This window comes from Olivibacter sp. SA151, from assembly GCF_054130995.1.
This window is the reverse complement of sequence record NZ_CP096391.1, coordinates 3,011,747-3,028,642: the sequence shown is the minus strand read 5'-3', so window position 1 is coordinate 3,028,642 and position 16,896 is coordinate 3,011,747. Positions and strand designations below refer to the sequence as shown.

General features: G+C 38.9%; 15 protein-coding genes. 7 read left to right on the top strand and 8 right to left on the bottom strand.

Features of this window, described 5'->3' with window-relative positions:
- Window positions 1-57: 57 nt before the first annotated feature.
- Window positions 58-921, bottom strand: coding sequence for an AraC family transcriptional regulator (locus M1D52_RS12390; protein ID WP_437392703.1), 864 nt, complete (start codon window positions 919-921; stop codon window positions 58-60).
- 233 nt (window positions 922-1,154) lie between these two features.
- On the opposite strand from M1D52_RS12390, the gene M1D52_RS12385 reads away from it, so the two are divergent.
- Together M1D52_RS12385 and M1D52_RS12380 are read left to right on the top strand one after the other, a co-directional pair.
- On the top strand, window positions 1,155-2,174 hold the full coding sequence (locus M1D52_RS12385) for a zinc-binding alcohol dehydrogenase family protein (RefSeq protein WP_437392702.1): 1,020 nt from the start codon (window positions 1,155-1,157) through the stop codon (window positions 2,172-2,174).
- Between the two features lie 96 nt (window positions 2,175-2,270).
- Complete coding sequence (locus M1D52_RS12380; RefSeq protein WP_013667095.1) at window positions 2,271-2,804, top strand: OmpA family protein; 534 nt, start codon at window positions 2,271-2,273, stop codon at window positions 2,802-2,804.
- A gap of 93 nt (window positions 2,805-2,897) precedes the next feature.
- Here M1D52_RS12380 and M1D52_RS12375 read toward each other — a convergent pair whose 3' ends face one another.
- Window positions 2,898-3,281, bottom strand: a complete 384-nt coding sequence (locus M1D52_RS12375) for a helix-turn-helix domain-containing protein (protein ID WP_013667096.1) — start codon at window positions 3,279-3,281, stop codon at window positions 2,898-2,900.
- 323 nt (window positions 3,282-3,604) lie between these two features.
- Here M1D52_RS12375 and M1D52_RS12370 point away from each other — a divergent pair, with 323 nt between their 5' ends.
- On the top strand, window positions 3,605-4,696 hold the full coding sequence (locus tag M1D52_RS12370; protein WP_437392701.1) for a Gfo/Idh/MocA family protein: 1,092 nt from the start codon (window positions 3,605-3,607) through the stop codon (window positions 4,694-4,696).
- A 31-nt stretch (window positions 4,697-4,727) separates the two neighbouring features.
- On the opposite strand, the gene M1D52_RS12365 is transcribed toward M1D52_RS12370, so the two are convergent.
- The 3 genes from M1D52_RS12365 to M1D52_RS12355 are packed head-to-tail and all read right to left on the bottom strand — an operon-like array spanning window position 4,728 to window position 7,372.
- Complete coding sequence (locus M1D52_RS12365; protein ID WP_437392700.1) at window positions 4,728-5,477, bottom strand: DeoR/GlpR family DNA-binding transcription regulator; 750 nt, start codon at window positions 5,475-5,477, stop codon at window positions 4,728-4,730.
- 22 nt (window positions 5,478-5,499) lie between these two features.
- Window positions 5,500-6,141, bottom strand: coding sequence for an HAD family hydrolase (locus M1D52_RS12360; protein WP_437392699.1), 642 nt, complete (start codon window positions 6,139-6,141; stop codon window positions 5,500-5,502).
- A 16-nt stretch (window positions 6,142-6,157) separates the two neighbouring features.
- Window positions 6,158-7,372, bottom strand: a complete 1,215-nt coding sequence (locus tag M1D52_RS12355; protein ID WP_437392698.1) for an MFS transporter — start codon at window positions 7,370-7,372, stop codon at window positions 6,158-6,160.
- A gap of 283 nt (window positions 7,373-7,655) precedes the next feature.
- Here M1D52_RS12355 and M1D52_RS12350 point away from each other — a divergent pair, with 283 nt between their 5' ends.
- A complete protein-coding gene (locus tag M1D52_RS12350) occupies window positions 7,656-8,504 on the top strand; it encodes a cold-shock protein (RefSeq protein ID WP_130855869.1) in 849 nt (282 codons plus the stop codon).
- A gap of 126 nt (window positions 8,505-8,630) precedes the next feature.
- Here M1D52_RS12350 and M1D52_RS12345 read toward each other — a convergent pair whose 3' ends face one another.
- The gene (locus tag M1D52_RS12345) at window positions 8,631-11,561 is read right to left on the bottom strand and encodes an FAD-binding and (Fe-S)-binding domain-containing protein (protein WP_437392697.1); all 2,931 of its coding nucleotides are present in this window, start codon (window positions 11,559-11,561) and stop codon (window positions 8,631-8,633) included.
- Window positions 11,562-11,960: 399 nt separating this feature from the next.
- Here M1D52_RS12345 and M1D52_RS12340 point away from each other — a divergent pair, with 399 nt between their 5' ends.
- From M1D52_RS12340 to M1D52_RS12330, 3 genes are all read left to right on the top strand, one after another.
- Window positions 11,961-12,626 (top strand): FadR/GntR family transcriptional regulator, encoded by a 666-nt coding sequence (locus tag M1D52_RS12340; RefSeq protein WP_013667103.1) that lies wholly within the window; start codon window positions 11,961-11,963, stop codon window positions 12,624-12,626.
- A gap of 31 nt (window positions 12,627-12,657) precedes the next feature.
- Window positions 12,658-13,875, top strand: a complete 1,218-nt coding sequence (locus M1D52_RS12335) for an MFS transporter (protein ID WP_130855866.1) — start codon at window positions 12,658-12,660, stop codon at window positions 13,873-13,875.
- Window positions 13,876-13,971: 96 nt separating this feature from the next.
- Window positions 13,972-14,277, top strand: a complete 306-nt coding sequence (locus tag M1D52_RS12330; protein WP_013667105.1) for a hypothetical protein — start codon at window positions 13,972-13,974, stop codon at window positions 14,275-14,277.
- Between the two features lie 76 nt (window positions 14,278-14,353).
- On the opposite strand, the gene M1D52_RS12325 is transcribed toward M1D52_RS12330, so the two are convergent.
- Together M1D52_RS12325 and M1D52_RS12320 are read right to left on the bottom strand one after the other, a co-directional pair.
- Window positions 14,354-14,572 carry a hypothetical protein gene (locus M1D52_RS12325; protein WP_437392696.1) on the bottom strand — a complete coding sequence of 73 codons (219 nt, stop codon included), beginning with the start codon at window positions 14,570-14,572 and terminating at the stop codon, window positions 14,354-14,356.
- A gap of 36 nt (window positions 14,573-14,608) precedes the next feature.
- The gene (locus M1D52_RS12320; RefSeq protein ID WP_437392695.1) at window positions 14,609-16,885 is read right to left on the bottom strand and encodes a cation:proton antiporter domain-containing protein; all 2,277 of its coding nucleotides are present in this window, start codon (window positions 16,883-16,885) and stop codon (window positions 14,609-14,611) included.
- Between the last annotated feature and the right edge of the window lie 11 nt (window positions 16,886-16,896).

Here is a 16,896-nt window from a genome sequence, read left to right as displayed (position 1 = left end):
ATCAAAATTACACTAATTTTTTTAGCATTCCAACATATGCTTATAGATTACATTGGTTTATCCCACTCCGTGTAGCTGTAGATACGTTTTAGGGGTTTTACCTGTTACCGATTTAAAAATTTCGTGAAATGAGGTATAATTGCTAAATCCACTTTCGTAACATATCTGCTTGATTGTACCTTTGTTTTCTACTAAAAGCTTACAGGCATAACCAATACGGACTTCCTGTAAAAACCGCGTATAAGTTTTCCCGGTGCGATTTTTAAAATATCGGCAGAAAGAACTGGGTACTAAATCAGCTATGGCGGCTACCTGATCTAATTCGATTTTATTTCTAAAATTTTTAAGGGTGTAGTTGTAAATACTATGCAGGCGATTTGTTTCATTTTCACTGTGTTTATAGGAAAAACCAACGGAGGCTAGTACACAGGGTGACTTAATGTTCGCTATATAATGTAAACAGGTTAGTAGAGACATTAACCGATTGAATCCCTCTAATTCATATATAGCTGCCATGAGATCAACAACAATTGGATGCTCGTGTCCTTTTAGCATAATTCCTCGTTGTGCCGAATCAAACAAATGCTTAAACAAGCGAAACTCCGGTAAACTAAGCCATGCTGCGCCTAAAAATTTTTCATGGAAGTGTATAACCGTCGAATAAGGTTGCTCATTACTTTCGTCGTATTCTGCATCGTAACGCCAATAATGAGGTAAATTTGAACCGACCAACACGATGTCGCCAGCTTTAAATCGCTGAATATGATCTCCTACGAACTGAGTGCCACTTCCCTGATGAAAGTGTATGAGTTCTAATTCGGCGTGGCAATGCCATCGATTATTGATGTTTGCTTTTAGCTCTTTACGAACCTGAAAAGAGCTCGAATGCCCTGAATGTAAAACAATTTGCTCAACTTTCATTAAACCACTGTTATATTAGTTTTCATTGCCGAAAATATGAACCGTTCTGCGCTCTCATACCAGAACTCATAAAACAACAATATTCAATATGATAATCTATAAAAATAAGGCTATTTTTCTTTATTTGAACAATATGGAATATACAAAGTTAAAATCCCGTAACAATAGGCTAATTGTTTTAAATGAAAAATCGTTAAAATGCGTCTTATTTGTATTCGAAAAACTTAAGAGAAATGAAAACAATTATATGTCAAGAACCTGGTAAATTAGAGATAGTTCAATCAACGGTTCCGCGTCTATCGGCAGGTCATAGTATCATACAGATAGAGAATGTTGGCATATGTGGCACCGACATACATGCTTTTGACGGTACTCAGCCTTACTTCGAGTATCCAAGAATCCTTGGACATGAATTGGCGGGAAGAATACTTGAGACGACCCCTGATTCAAACTTAGAAAAAGGAGATTTGGTTACTGTTATGCCTTATCTTCATTGCGGAAAATGTATCGCCTGCAGAAAAGGAAAAACAAATTGCTGCGCTCAAATGCAAGTGATCGGCGTGCATATTGATGGCGGTATGCGCCGTTATATAAGTGTACCAAATCATCTGATTATTAAAGAAAACCAGCTTAACATACAACAACTGGCTCTAATTGAGCCTCTTGCGATTGGTGCACACGGTGTAGCTAGGGCTCACTTCGTAGCGGGCGATTTTGTGTTAGTCATAGGCGCGGGTCCAATTGGTCTTGGTACCATGGAAATGGCAAAGGTGCGTGGTGCAATAGTTATTGCTATGGATATCAATCCCAATCGTTTACAGTTTTGCAAAGAGGCGCTCAACATACCTTACACGATTTTAGCTACTGTAGAAGATTCCATGGATTCGCTGCGTACAATAACGAACGGAGAAATGCCAATAGCTGTATTTGATTGTACCGGGAATTTAAATGCGATCAATCGTGCATTTGAATATGTTGCTCATGGTGGCGAGTATATATTGATTGGCCTTCAAAAAGGCGATATTATATTCAATCATCCTGCCTTTCATAAACGCGAACTTACATTAATGAGCAGTCGAAATGCCACTATACAAGATTTCGAGCACGTTATAAAAAACGTGAAAGAAAAGGCTGTCGATCCGGAAAAATATATCACACATCAATTTGAAGCGGATCACATTCATGAAGCTTTTAAAACTTGCACAAGTACTTCATCTGCTGTCATTAAAGTTTTAGTTGACTTTAGTTCCTAATGAAAGAGCTTCAAGATAGCCTTTTTAGAGGTACTCACATAGAGAATCTTTTCTATGTTCTGGATATTCCTTATGTTTACAGAAATTTTATGCGTGATGAATATTAAGAAAACCTATCCATTTGTTATTTTACTTGCTGTTTTTGTGAGTATGCAAGCTTGTAAATCCAAGAAGATGGCTGTGCAGCCAAATGCCGTCGTTGAAACAGTTAAAAAGGAAGAGCCGGTAAAAGAGAAAGAACCGGAGCCTGCGCCTGTCGAAGAAAAGGAGGAAGAACCGGTCGTTGAGAAACCCAATTATAACTTTAAAAATATTTTGTTTGAGTTCGATTCAGGGGTGCTAAAAACCGCTTCTTATAGTGTATTGGATCAAATCGTACGAGAAATGAAGAAAGACCCCTCTGTTAAGTTCACCATTAATGGGCATGCTTCCCTAGAAGGATCAGCTGAACATAACATGGCTCTATCGGTTGATCGCGCCAACGCCGTCAAACTTTATTTGGTAAATGCAGGTATAAGTCCGGATAATTTAACCGCGCAGGGCTTCGGAGCAACCAAACCGGTGGCTACTAACGAAACGGAAGAAGGTAGGTCGCAAAACAGAAGAGTGGAAATAAAGCTCTCGAGATAATCAGTTTGCCAGCCTAACTACATTAAGTCACACAAAAGACAAGGCCAACTAAAAGTTAGCCTTGTCTTTTGTGTTTTCATAGGATAGTATACCTTACATAGAAGGATAGGATAGCGTATTTATCTTATTACTGCTTATCGCCAAAATCTGATTGTATTCTTCTAGTAGATTGATATATTTATCTTTCCAATAGTTTATTTTCTCACGCTCTTCACTCAGTAAAGCGGTGTTCAACAGCTTACTATTGTTGAATGCATGCTGAAACTCTTCTGATGAAAACAGCTCGGGAAATTCATTTGAAAAGTCGTGCTTCAAAGCGCAACCTATTTTGAAGATGATTTCCGGTTTGAACTTGGGTTGATTAAACCAGTTATAAATGGATCTACGGTTTACTTTCATCAGTCTGGCTAGTTCACTGATACTATAACCGTTACGTCTAATTGTTCTTTCGATAATTTCGCCATAATGCTTGTCCATAGTTTTTCTCATTAGTTGGTAGTAATTTTATTTTGCTACACAAAGAAACGAGACAATTAGCGTAACCACTAGAGGAAAAAGCACAAAAAAATACAGGAAATTTCCTGTTTTTGTATATTAGCTATGTAATATAGCGATAAAATACATGTTTAAACTACAATTTTTCACAAAAAAATAACCTTATATTAATCTACATGTGGAAGCTTGGGCATTTATTCCCATTCGTGAGTGTATTGTTTGTTGATTTTCCACAGATTGAGTAAAACATTTGTTTTAAGTATTTTGTTAGTTAGTTAAGTTAAATCATTTTTAAATAAACTTATATGCATTCGCGTCGGGAATTTATACATAGATTAGCAATTTCAACGGCTGGTATACCGTTTTTATCGAGCAAATTTCCTTTTTTTGACGATCGTCCACTAAGAGTAGCTATTATGGGCTTGGGTGGTTACGGTACACGTGTCGGTGAAGCAATGCAGTCTTGCAGACGAGCCAAACTTGTAGGTGTTATTAGTGGCACTCCTTCGAAAATAAAAGCTTGGCAAGAGAAATATGATATACCTGATAAAAACTGCTACAACTATGAAAATTTTGATAACATAAAAGAAAATACCGATATTGATGCAGTTTATGTTATTACGCCTAATGCGCTTCATCACGACCATGTGATAAGGGCAGCAAAAGCAGGGAAACACGTCATATGTGAGAAACCGATGGCTCTTAACGCAAAGGAAGGACAAGACATGGTAAACGCATGCCGCGAGGCTAATGTTAAGCTCTTGGTGGGTTATCGCATGCATTTTGAGCCCAAGACGTTGGAGATTGTTCGGATGAGAAAGGAAGGCGAATTTGGGAAAATTTTATTTTTTCAGGGCCTGTCCGGCTTTAAGATAGGTGATCCGAATCAATGGAGATTAGACAAAGACCTAGCGGGTGGTGGCTCTTTGATGGATATAGGGATTTACGCTATAAATGGCGCCCGTTACATGGTAGGTGAAGAACCTGTTTGGGTCACCGCGCAAGAGACAAAAACTGATCCACAGAAATTTAAAGATGGTGTAGACGAAACGATTCAATTTCAAATGGGATTTCCAAGTGGTGCAGTTGCATCGTGCTTATCAACGTACAATATGAATAATTTGGATCGTTTCTTTTTAAATGGTGAAAAAGGTTTTGCCGAGCTGCAGCCTTCAACAGGGTACGGTCCAATAGAAGGTAAAACACATATCGGACCATTAACACAACCGCACAAAACGCACCAAACAGTGCAAATGGATGAAATGGCCGGTATTATTTTGGACGGACATAAAGCGATTGTTCCTGTAGACGGAATGGAAGGCTTAAAGGACTTACAGATTATTGATGCGATTTATGAATCCTGTCGGAGTGGACAAAAAGTTTCATTACAAGCTTAACGACAATAACGACGTAAGAATATAATATTATTCAGACAATGAGGGTTTCCTTGTTACGAAACAGATCCAGCCTTTTATCTTCGCTGGGAAGATCTGTAACAAGTACATCAACAGAGGCAAGATCACAAACTTTAAAAAAATCATGATGGTTCAGTTTTTCGTGATTACTTAATACAATAGTTTTCAACGCCGCATTCATCATACTCTGCTTTACATCTCCGTCTTCTCGTATGCGGGCAGTTATTCCATGATTGGGATCTGCAGCACAAGCTCCCATCAAATAGGCATCAGCAACATACATCGAGACTTCCTGACAAGTTCTGGTTCCGACGTTGGTTTCTGTATCACGATTATAAACCCCGCCTAAAACAACGATTTCTATCCCTTTATTCTTTGCCAATATGGGTACCAATGCCTGATTGTTGGTTACCACGCGAAAATGTGCATTAAACGGAAACTGTGTGGCCACTGCACAAATCGTAGTTCCTCCATCCATAAATATCGTTTGACCGTTCTTAACAAATTGTTGTGCTTTGAGGGCGATGACATCTTTACCCTTCTTTAAGTAAGACGATCGATCCTGAAAAGTTAAAGGATTCCTAGATCGCAAAATTGCTCCTCCTCTTACTTTAGATAGGAGGCCATTTTTGTGAAGGATGTCAATATCTCTCCTTATCGTATCTTCTGATACTTTTAGACTCTGTGCCAATAATTCATAAGTGACCATTTCTGAGCCCTTTAGGACCGTCAAAATATGATCTAATCGTTGCTCTTTTACCATTTACAGGTTGCTATTAATACTTTTAAATACCCAATAGTGCAGGCAATTCACTCATTTTCCGGAACACCTGTACGCGTTCGTCGATCCATTCGTTTTCATCATAACCATTTGCAAAGGCATAAATACGAAAACCGCCAGCCAAGCCAGCCGTTATACCTGCTAAACTGTCTTCTATAACCACACATTCAGAAGGCTTATACCCCATTGATTTAGCAGCGTATAAAAATATACCTGGATCAGGCTTCCAGCTATCAATTTCGTAAGAGCTAAAAATTCGATGAGGTTCAAAGAAACGTATCAGGCCCGTCACCTGAAGATTCAATTCAATTTTCTCCCGGGGTCCGCTTGAAGCGACACAGTAGGGAAGTTTTATAGTTGACAATAGTTCGCTTACACCGGCTATCGGCCGTACCTCTTGTTTGAACCGTTCATACGCTTTTCTACGGAACTCAATCTCAAAATTCTCTGGAAAAGCTTTTCCCCGCCGCTCTTCCAATATCTTGATGGTTTCCAAAATTTGTCGGCCACTAAAAAGTTTGAGTGCTTCTTCCAAATCTATCACAGCCGGCTCCCCTGCCATTTCCAATAAAACGGAAATCATAATGGACTCGGTATCTACCAGGACACCATCGCAATCAAATATTATGCATTTTACATCTAGCATACGGTTTCTCCTTAAATTATTCTGAATAGTTTTTCAACAGTTTAGATCGCTCGTTTCTACGAACGCTATAACTCAAAGCTACCAGTAAAAGCATTAAGCCGATACATGCGAATGCTATTGGAAGCGAAAAGTTATAGGCGATGAACCCGAGAATTGCCGGCCCTATTAATTGCCCGGCATATCCCATTGTCGTAATAGCCGGAATCGTTACGGTTGGAGAAAGGCCATTTATTCGTCCTCCTTCGGTAAAAAATACCGGAACGATATTGGCAGCTCCCAATCCGAGAAGAACAAATCCAAATAATGTACCTGAAATCCAGGGAACGAAAACGACCAATGACAATCCAAACGCTGCCAATAAGCTTCCACCTACTACGACTCGCTTTCCGTCTACACGCGCCACAATTCGATCACCAACTAAACGCATAATTGCCATTGCTATTGAAAAAGCAGCATAACCGCTACCTGCAAATTCAGGTTCTACATACCTAATTTCCCGGAGATAAACGGCACTCCAATCCAACATAGCTCCTTCTGATAGAAAAACGATAAAGCACATGGCACCTAGAAATAGAACACTTCCTTTCATCCAAGAGAAGCCCCCCTGCCCGTCAATAACTTCCGAGGAATTGGATTTTCGTAATTTTATCTCCGAATCTGCTGAAAGCAAATTGGTGTATTGGCTGCAAACGATAAGTAACAACAAAAGTGAAATACTAATAGCGGCTACAATTGGCTCCAGACCGAATCTAATAAAGAAGCCTAACCCCAAAGATCCCAATAGCCCTCCCACGCTGAATAGTCCATGAAGCGAGGACATGATCGGTTTAGTAAAGATATTTTGAACCTGTACGCCGTGCGCATTCATGGCTACATCAATGGTGCCGACAGCAGCACCAAATATAAAAAGCATGATTCCCATCAAGATAGGAGACGTCATCAAAAGCAGCATCGGTAAGCTAAGGGCCATAATTAAGGTTGAATACAGAATAACCGGTCGACTCCCATATCTCGTTGTCATAACACCCGTCAAGGGCATCATTGTAATGGCCCCGGCTCCCAGAAGAAGAAGCAGTAAACCTAGGTCTGCATCATTAAGGCCTAGTCTTTCCTTAGCATAGGGAACCATAGGAGCCCAACTGGAAATTCCCAATCCACATATCAAAAAAATATATTGTGTTGCGGAACGCGCTTTAGCGGGATTAATTCCATTTATTGAAGTGTTATTCATTTTGCAATATTATGCAAAATCGCATAATATCGCAAAACGAATAACTGAGATGTATCTCCGGATATCCTGACTTCTTAAATAGAGCCCTTGAAAGCCTAGAAACGCTATAGGTTATTGACCGGAATTATGAGAGTAATTGGTGGTTTTTGTGAAAGCTACCCATATTCCATAAGATTCTGTTTACATTAATTTGATAATCAATAAATAATAAAAAAAATACTGGTATTGTAACGAATAATGCTTACTTTTATCGCCGTTGAATCATAATCAAAAACTCCAGGCCATGTTCATCGGTGCAGTGAAATGGTTTGATAATCAAAAAGGATTCGGGATAATCGCATTACCTGAAGAAGAATCCTTATTCGTTCATATTCGCGGCTTTAGTTCGACGCCACTAGCAATCGACAGTGGAGATGTTGTCATTGGTGAAAAAAAACCAGACAAGAAAAAAGGTGGTTATATCGGTCATAATTGCCATTTAGCGACAAACAGAAAAGATTGGGATATTGCTATGCAACTTCTAGATATAGAAGCTAAAATAACACTACCCCAGACGCTTGATTTGCAGCATAAAGGATATCGGAAAAAAAAAGACGAAGAATATAACCTAATAAATTTGGCGGCAAAACAGATTTTGCAAGGCAAAACCGAGGACGAAATTTATGATGTCATCACCCAGTATTTTCAGCAATCATTGAATTCCGCACTCTTTCTTAAATATGTTAAAACGTTAGATACGGTGTTACACGAACTGTTTGATCGTGATGTTGCGGATCTCTTACTGAAGAGGATATACGTGTTTTTTGGAGAATCTTTGAACCATGAAATACTTTTCCTTGTTTGGAAAAGCGGTTGCTTTCAGTATATTGGATATGAAGCTGATGGCGACTTCGAGATTCCCGAAGAAATTTTATACCTATACGCAACCGAAATTGGTTATAAGGAATTAGAACGCATTAAAGCGTACAGCTTTGGGCCTGCTTTTTGCACTGAAATCGTTGAAGCAAACATCGAAGCCCTCGACCTAAGTAACGCGCACGAAATGGAGATTGCCAAATCTTTTGTCGACGTATTAGATGGCGATGAAAAGGAGCATTGGCAAAACTATATAACCAGTAGTATAACAAGGTAAATTACGCCTTTTTAACCGCAGTCCTTTATTCACCAATATTCGTTTTATATCCTTGAAGCAAATTTACCTGCCATCGGGTGAATTTTTTTTTGGATATATTTTTAACCTACCTTCGCTTATGCATGACTATTTAACCAATGCATCCCAGAGTATCTCAACAGGGTGATATGCTTTACGGCTGGTTGCATCTTTTATTTGATGTCGACAACTTGTGCCCGGCGCGGCAATTATTTCACTGGAATCTGTCGAGCGTATCGAAGGCAATAAGACCAATTCGCCTACTTGCTGCGAAACATGGTAGTGTTCCTTTTCGTAGCCGAAAGAGCCTGCCATTCCACAACAACCGGAGGGAATGACCTCTACTTCATGTCCAGTTGGAAACTTCAATATTTTTTCTGTTTGGGCAACCAAGTGAAATGCCTTCTGATAGCAATGTCCATGTAATTTGATTTTTTTTTCGATTGCTTTAAATTGCTCTTTTTTTATGTTTCCACGATCTATTTCCTGTGCAATAAACTCATCGATTAGTAAAGCATGTCTTGCTATCCGCTGCGCGTCGGATACCAGATCTTTATCAACTAAATCTAAATATTCATCTCTAAAAGTGAGAATCGCCGAAGGTTCGATACCTATCAATGGGCTTTTATCAGAAACTACGTCTTTGAATGCCAAAACATTTTGATTGGCTATTTTTTTTGCCTTTCGTAGTAGACCTTTCGACAGGTATGTGCGGCCACTCTCTTTATGATTAATTAATTTTACTTGGTACCCCAATGCACTCAACAGTTTAAAAGCTGTTTGTCCGATCCCCGTGTCGTTGTAATCGGTAAATTCATCGCAAAAGAGATATACCGTTTGCCCAACAGCTAGATCTTGCGGCTTTTGTCGTTGTATCCACTTTCGAAGGGTTGTGTTGCCAATTTCAGGCAAGGATCGTTCCGGAGCGAAGCCAATGGCACCTTTTACTAATGACGATAAAACACGGTTCTTGATAACAGCATTATACAGACGGGGCGCATAACTCCCTATCTTTTGAGACTTGGTGAAATTTGCGATGAGCCATGTTCTAAAGGGCGTCCCATTCGCATCGTAGTAATGTTGCAAAAACTCTGCCTTCATTTTTGTTACATCAACCGCAGAAGGACATTCCGTTTTACAGGCCTTGCAACTTAGACACAGATCCATCACTTCTTTGATTTCTGCATGATCAAAGCGATTCTCTTTAGTGGAATGGGTTAAAAACTGCCGAAGCATGTTAGCACGTGCTCTTGTTGTATCTTTCTCCTCACGAGTTGCCATATAAGAGGGACACATCGTGCCTCCTGTTATATGTGATTTTCTACAGTCTCCGGAACCTGAACACTTTTCGGCTAAACGAAGAATATTCTCTTGTTTTTGATAGTCAAAAATTGTATTTATGTGAATAGCAGAGGTGTCTGTTTCGTATCGTAGAAATTTGTCCATCGGCGGTGTGCGGACAATTTTATTCGCATTAAAAATAGAAGAAGCGTCGAAAATAGATTTGATTTTTTCTAAAAGCAGATAAACCTCCTCTCCTAACACCGTCTTTATAAATTCTCCCCGCAAACGACCATCGCCATGCTCTCCGCTTAGCGATCCATTGTATTTTTTTACCAAAACAGCCGTTTCGGCCAATATCGCTCTGAATTTATGCCTTCCGTCGGCTGTTTTTAGATTAATCAAAGGTTCAACGTGTAGCTCGCCGGCTCCCGCATGTGCATAATAGGAAGCCTTTGTATCGTATTTGGTTAATATAGCCTGAACTTCTTCTATATAAGAAGGAAGATCTTCAGGTGAAACAGCACAATCTTCAATTAGGTTCACAGGCTGTGTGTCTCCAGGTAAATTACGGATCAGCCCTAATCCAGCTTTACGAACGTCCCAAACCAAATTGGTGCGACTACCTGTAATAAGCGGATAAGCATAGCCTATATTGTTGGACGCTAAAGCCGATTTTAATGTATTTGCTTTATTGACTACACCTTCTACATCATGGTCCCGGAACTCGACCATTAATAAAGCGGCCGGATCACCTTCAATAAAGAAACGATTATACCGGTAAGTGGGATGATCTTTCGTGAAATCAAGAATGTATTTGTCCACTAGTTCGGACGCTTCAGGGTGGTGTGCTAGGGCTGTAATATTGGCATGCAAAGATTCAATAAGCGAATGGCAATGTATACAGAGTATTCCTACCTCCTGAGGTGGTAGCGGGATAAGGTTTAATTTAGCTTCGGTAACCAGTGCTAAAGTACCTTCGGAACCAGCTATCAATTTACAAAAGTTAAAGACTTCGTTGGGCTTTGCCAATAGATCCAAAGCATATCCTGTATTGCGTCTTGTAATTGAATGTTTAGGATAGCCCTGTTTAATGGTCGCTTGGTTTCCTTTGTCACTTAACAGGGCATTAACCGCTCTGTATATTTCACCTTCCCTATCGTTTTGCTTTAGCTTACTAAAAAGACTTGGCTCATCGAGTGCTTCAAAAATAGCAGAACTACCATCATCCAATAAGACTTTCGTCGCCAATAGATGACTCCGTGTATCACCCCAAACGATTGAATGCAAACCACTCGAATTATTCCCAATCATCCCGCCGATCATGGCTCGGCTTGCAGTGGAAGTTTCCGGGCCAAACATTAGGCCGTAGTCTTTTAAGAACGCATTTAAATCATCTCTTATTACGCCTGGCTGTACTCTTACCCAACGCTCTTCCTGATTTATTTCTAAAATCTTGTTAAAGTGCTTAGATACATCGATAATAATACCTTTCCCAACAACCTGCCCTGCTAATGAGGTTCCAGCAGTTCTCGGTATCAAGGTGATTCCCGTTTGTTTAGCAAAATCTATTAACACCCTTAAGTCGTTTTCGTTCTTCGGAACAGCTACGGCTATGGGCAACTCTTGGTATACAGAAGCATCGGTAGAATACGCGAGTCGCACGGCATGATGCTCAGGGCTGTCATTGTAATATAACTCACCTGAAAAAATAGATTGTATATTTTCAAATTGACGATTAATATGCGGGGAATCCATATACAAGTTTATAAAAAAATGATGGTCTAGTTATTATAATATATCGCTACTATGATTCTTATGATCTATAATATAGGCCAAATCTAATTGAGTGTAATACCCGAGTCAACCTCATTTTTGATGTCAGGCGATTAACTTAAAATGATCTATCCAATATACGTTCATATCAGTCTTCTATTTTTTACAAAAAAACACTTTCTTTTCCATTAAACACTAAAAAAAATATTTTTTGCAGTTCATCGCAAGGCACCTTCATGTTGATGGATTAAATGAGGTAAACAATATAAAACACAACACTAAGAAGAATAATGTACAACAAGCTCTCGATGGGCTTTGATTTTATAAATCATTTATTACATTTGCACATTCATCTGATGATATGATGAATAAAGTAGTATAATGAAAACAGTAATACAGCGAAAATCACTTGCCGACGAAGTGGCATCTAAACTTCAAAAACAAATTCTTAACGGAAATTATAAATTACATGAGAAGCTTCCGATCGAATCGGAGTTAATGAAGTCTTTTGGAGTTGGTCGTTCTACTATTAGGGAAGCCGTTAAAATCTTAGTTAATTCCGGTTTATTGCGAGTACAACAAGGTATCGGTACTTTTGTGGAAAATAATCATATTCATAAGGAGCCTATCGAACAGCGATTTAAACGGGCAGACTTTAAAGAACTGGATGAGGTTAGGCAATTGTTGGAAATGAAGATTGCGGAGAAAGCCGCAATTAACCGAACAGAACGAGATATTATTCAGATACAAACTCATCTATATGCTCGTAAAAAAGCTGCTGATGCTGATTCGCTGGAAAACTGCATTGACGCCGACGTTAACTTTCATATTTCCATTGCAGAGGCGTCACAAAATGAGATTTTAACGGACTTATATAAAATGGTTTCGATTCATTTAAAAAATTGGTTCCATAGTATATATTCGGATACTTCTGTTTTTAGGAATACACAGCAACTCCACGAGCAGCTTCTAAAAGATATAATTGCAGGCAATGCCAAAAAAGCTTGGAACACAGCAGCAAAAATAATCGGACACATTTCACAATAATCAAAAATCTCTAATTCTCCAATCTAAAAAAATGAAAACGCTTACCAATAGCACGCTCGATTCTGACGTAAGAAAAACAGTTTATTCAATCCTCTTTACCATTAGTTTCACGCATTTATTAAATGATATGATCCAGTCGGTAATCCCTGCAATCTATCCATTAATAAAGAGCAACTTCCATTTATCATTTACACAAATCGGAATGATAACTTTTACATTTCAGCTAACCGCTTCGCTATTGCAACCTTTTGTAGGCTATTACACCGATCGAACTCCACGTCCTTATTCGCTTGCAATCGGCATGGCGTTTACGCTGTTTGGCTTGATATTATTATCAACAGCTAACGGATTCATTCCCATACTAATAGCAGTAAGTTTAATTGGAATGGGATCTTCTGTATTTCATCCTGAATCTTCCAGAGTGGCACACTTAGCGTCTGGTGGAAAAAAAGGATTGGCGCAATCTATTTTTCAACTGGGCGGTAATGCCGGCAGTGCCATTGGTCCATTGTTGGCTGCCTTAATAGTAGTTCCTTATGGACAACTTAATATTATTTGGTTTGCCTTGGCGGCTATTTTGGCTATCATAGTTCTTTTGCAAATCGGGAAATGGTATAAAGAACATCTGTATCTAAAAAGCGTCAAATCGGGTAAAACAACAATAAGCACACCGGTTTTTTCTAAGAAACGTATTCTCACAGCGCTCGGGATCCTGCTTGTCTTAATATTCTCTAAATATTTCTACATGGCTAGTATGACCAGTTATTTTACGTTCTACCTAATTGAGAAATTTCATCTTAGTGTACAACAATCTCAACTGTACTTATTTGCTTTTCTAGCATCTGTAGCAGCTGGTACAATGATTGGGGGGCCCTTGGGAGATCGCTTTGGAAGAAAGTATATTATCTGGATATCCATATTAGGGGCTGCTCCCTTTACGCTGCTTCTACCTTTTGCAAATTTATTCTGGACAGGTATTTTAGCCGTACTTATAGGGGTAATTATATCATCGGCTTTTTCGGCAATTTTAGTCTATGCTACAGACTTAGTTCCTGACAAAGTTGGTATGATTGCAGGTCTTTTTTTCGGATTTGCCTTCGGGATGGGCGGTGTAGGATCGGCTTTATTGGGGTGGTTAGCCGATCATACAAGTATCAATTATGTATTTAAAATATGTGCCTTTTTGCCGCTAATAGGAATTATAACAGGTTTTCTCCCGAATGTAGAAAGTCAACGCAAAAGGTCGTGATAACCTTTTGCGCATTTTTTTACGCTTTTCTGTGTACTTTATGTATATACAGCTATTGTTGTTAATACCTAGTTTTACCCATAACAATAAAGTATTATGGGAAACTTTGTCGCACTCAATGACTTTGCTGATCATCTTAAAAGGTTTTTTCTACAACACCCGGAAAGATTGCCGAAAGGAATAGATATAAAGAATCTGGAAGTTAAACCTTTTCAAAACGCTTGGATAGACAAGCGCCTGACGTCAGACTATGAATATGTACGTTATATGGATGTATTATTTTATGGAAATGAAAGTACGGTTGACAATCATTTTCATAGTTTTATTATTACCTACTCTTGTGATAAACATGTTATAGAAGTCACGAAAATGGAGTTTTACAACAACTTAACATCTGCCTAATATTTTTTATATCACCAACCAACCTTAAAATCCCGGTATTATATCCGGGATTTTTTGATTATCAGGTTAAAAACAGCTATTCTTCGTACATACGAATAGCGTGAATACCAATCTTCCCTAATTCATTGATGACTTCGAGATAATTTATGCCAATACCGTTTATTATTAACAGTTTATAAATGGATTCGATATCGAGCCTCCAATGATTTAGGCCTTTAATATTTTCTAACGCGCTCAGTAGTTTGCTCTTAATAAGAGGCGTTTGAATATCAGTCTTGAATATTAAAGTCTCCATAATTAAAATTTATGTTACCAAATGCTTATTTACGAGCTAGGGTTTTAGAATAAGTACAGAAGGAGTTTCAGCCAACCAGACACTTCTTGATTCAACTGCCTTCTTCCAGCTATCCAGACTAACGAGCAGCAAATCTTTCTGGCCCAATAATGCCTTATTCATCGTTCTTTCGTCTATTACTGACAGGTGATTTGATGCTACCACATCAATCGCTCTGATAGCTTCTTTAAACTCAATATTCTGTTTAATGACACCTGCAATGTCCATGATATAAATCTTGACGCCGCCATTCTGTATAAGTTTCTGAATATAAATCAATAGGAAGCTATCACTCAAGGAGAATATTGGCACGATCACTTCTTTTATTTCCCTTAATTGTTTGTCAATCAATATGCCTGTAGGAATTTTCGAGTGCTTCAATATATACTTGGTTCGTTCGTCGAATACACCAAAAGAAAAAAAGTTACCTTTCGTTTTAAACGTCTCATATAACCTTTCGGGATTTACAACGGTAGAGGTGAGCCCCAATATCCGACCTAACAATGTGCCTTCAAATACAGATTTGCCAACACCAACTAAGAGTAGATCAAATTCGCCTTTGTTGGCTGTTTCTATAATATCATCATCGATATTATCTGAAGGCTTGAACAGTGAAACAACGGACTGCCCTAACTCCTTTGACTCAGATTCTATTGGCGCAAAGCTTTCTTTTTCATATTCGAATGCGTTGAATTGATTCAATTCGTTTGCAATGGAAAGATGTAATGCTGTAACACTTACCGTATCTTTTGTTTTTCTAGTTAGACTATTGGCTAGTCGTACGAGCAGACGACCTGTTAGTGGATTACCAAAGGCGATCAGAATATTGTATTTATCAACCTGTAATGCCGGAAGTGAATTCTCCTCCTGCTTATCCTTAAAAAAATAGTTAATAAATGCTAGAGAAGGGCCTGTCATAAAGGTAGTAACCAGGGCCATAAGTACCAACATAGCAAAAACTTCGGGAGAAAGCACGCCAAGATCATATCCAATATTAAGTGCTACAAGCTCCATTAATCCACGCGTATTCATTAATGCACCTATTGTCAGGCTTCCTTTCCAACTTTGCCCTACAAATCTTGCGGCTATTGTGCTTCCCGCAAACTTCCCTACTACAGCTACTAAAATGAAAACAAGGCACAACCCCCATAGCTCGGGTTCATTTAACAGTCCTATTTGCGTACGCAAACCGGTAAAAACGAAAAAAAGAGGTAGCAAGAGGACAAGGGCTAAGTCCTCTATCTTTTCAATAAAGATGTTTCTGAAATTTATATTAGCGGGCATTATTACGCCTGCCATAAAGGCTCCAAATAGGGCATGGATGCCGATCACTTCTGTGCTCCAAGAGGATAACAGTAAGATTACGAAAAAGATACCTACGATTGGCTTGCTTAAACTCTCTTTAGTGGAATAAAGATCTCCTATTCTCTTTAAAAAAGGTCTAACAAATTTTAGCATGAGTGTTACATAAGCTACAGATGATAAAATAGTGTAAAGGGCGCTAGCAAGGGAACCTGCCTTCACAATAGCAATTACAGCCGCGAGTATACACCAGGCCGTTATATCATCAGCTGCGGCACATGTAATGGCCATAGCACCTAATTTGGTTTTTGAAAGTCCACGCTCTTGCACAATCCGAGCTAATACGGGGAAAGCAGTAATGCTCATGGAGATACCAATAAACAGTGCATAAGAAATGAAATTGACACCCTCAGGTGCTGTTTCCAGATAAATGAAATAGGCCAACGCAACGCCGAGGGCGAAAGGAAAAATTATACTGGCGTGACTCACTACTACAGCTTCATGCGCTTTGTTTCTTAAAATGCCTAAATCAAGTTCCATCCCCACAACAAACATAAAAAGTATAAGACCAATCTGGCTCATAACACCTAGATTCCCCAGTGAGCTTGCGGGAAAAAGAACCGCTGAAAAATCCGGAAAATAGGCGCCTAACAATGAAGGTCCTAATACGATCCCGGCGATTATTTCACCAATTACGCTCGGCTGACCAATTTTTCTACACATATAGCCAAAGCATCGAGCAACCAGTATAATGGCGATGATCTGTAATAATAAAGTGGCTAACGGATAAGAAAAGTTATATTTTAATGAATCGATAAAGTGACTCCAGGCTGAGCCTGAAACTCCTGTCTGTTCCACTTTTACATTTTTTTCAAATTCTAAGTTAGCACCTTGAATGATCAGCAAGTAGATGAACAGAGAAAAGCCCCCAATACTCACCACGTAAAATACGAAATCTTTATATCGCCTCATTATGAAAATTT

Excerpts from the sequence above, each read along its gene's own strand:
- M1D52_RS12380 (WP_013667095.1), top strand. The coding sequence starts at position 2,271 with ATGAATATTAAGAAAACCTATCCATTTGTTATTTTACTTGCTGTTTTT.
- M1D52_RS12360 (WP_437392699.1), bottom strand. The coding sequence starts at position 6,141 with ATGCTAGATGTAAAATGCATAATATTTGATTGCGATGGTGTCCTGGTA.
- M1D52_RS12335 (WP_130855866.1), top strand. The coding sequence starts at position 12,658 with ATGAAAACGCTTACCAATAGCACGCTCGATTCTGACGTAAGAAAAACA.
- M1D52_RS12320 (WP_437392695.1), bottom strand. The coding sequence starts at position 16,885 with ATGAGGCGATATAAAGATTTCGTATTTTACGTGGTGAGTATTGGGGGC.
- M1D52_RS12390 (WP_437392703.1), bottom strand. The coding sequence starts at position 921 with ATGAAAGTTGAGCAAATTGTTTTACATTCAGGGCATTCGAGCTCTTTT.
- M1D52_RS12340 (WP_013667103.1), top strand. The coding sequence starts at position 11,961 with ATGAAAACAGTAATACAGCGAAAATCACTTGCCGACGAAGTGGCATCT.
- M1D52_RS12345 (WP_437392697.1), bottom strand. The coding sequence starts at position 11,561 with ATGGATTCCCCGCATATTAATCGTCAATTTGAAAATATACAATCTATT.
- M1D52_RS12355 (WP_437392698.1), bottom strand. The coding sequence starts at position 7,372 with ATGAATAACACTTCAATAAATGGAATTAATCCCGCTAAAGCGCGTTCC.
- M1D52_RS12325 (WP_437392696.1), bottom strand. The coding sequence starts at position 14,572 with ATGGAGACTTTAATATTCAAGACTGATATTCAAACGCCTCTTATTAAG.
- M1D52_RS12365 (WP_437392700.1), bottom strand. The coding sequence starts at position 5,477 with ATGGTAAAAGAGCAACGATTAGATCATATTTTGACGGTCCTAAAGGGC.
- M1D52_RS12330 (WP_013667105.1), top strand. The coding sequence starts at position 13,972 with ATGGGAAACTTTGTCGCACTCAATGACTTTGCTGATCATCTTAAAAGG.
- M1D52_RS12350 (WP_130855869.1), top strand. The coding sequence starts at position 7,656 with ATGTTCATCGGTGCAGTGAAATGGTTTGATAATCAAAAAGGATTCGGG.
- M1D52_RS12370 (WP_437392701.1), top strand. The coding sequence starts at position 3,605 with ATGCATTCGCGTCGGGAATTTATACATAGATTAGCAATTTCAACGGCT.
- M1D52_RS12375 (WP_013667096.1), bottom strand. The coding sequence starts at position 3,281 with ATGGACAAGCATTATGGCGAAATTATCGAAAGAACAATTAGACGTAAC.
- M1D52_RS12385 (WP_437392702.1), top strand. The coding sequence starts at position 1,155 with ATGAAAACAATTATATGTCAAGAACCTGGTAAATTAGAGATAGTTCAA.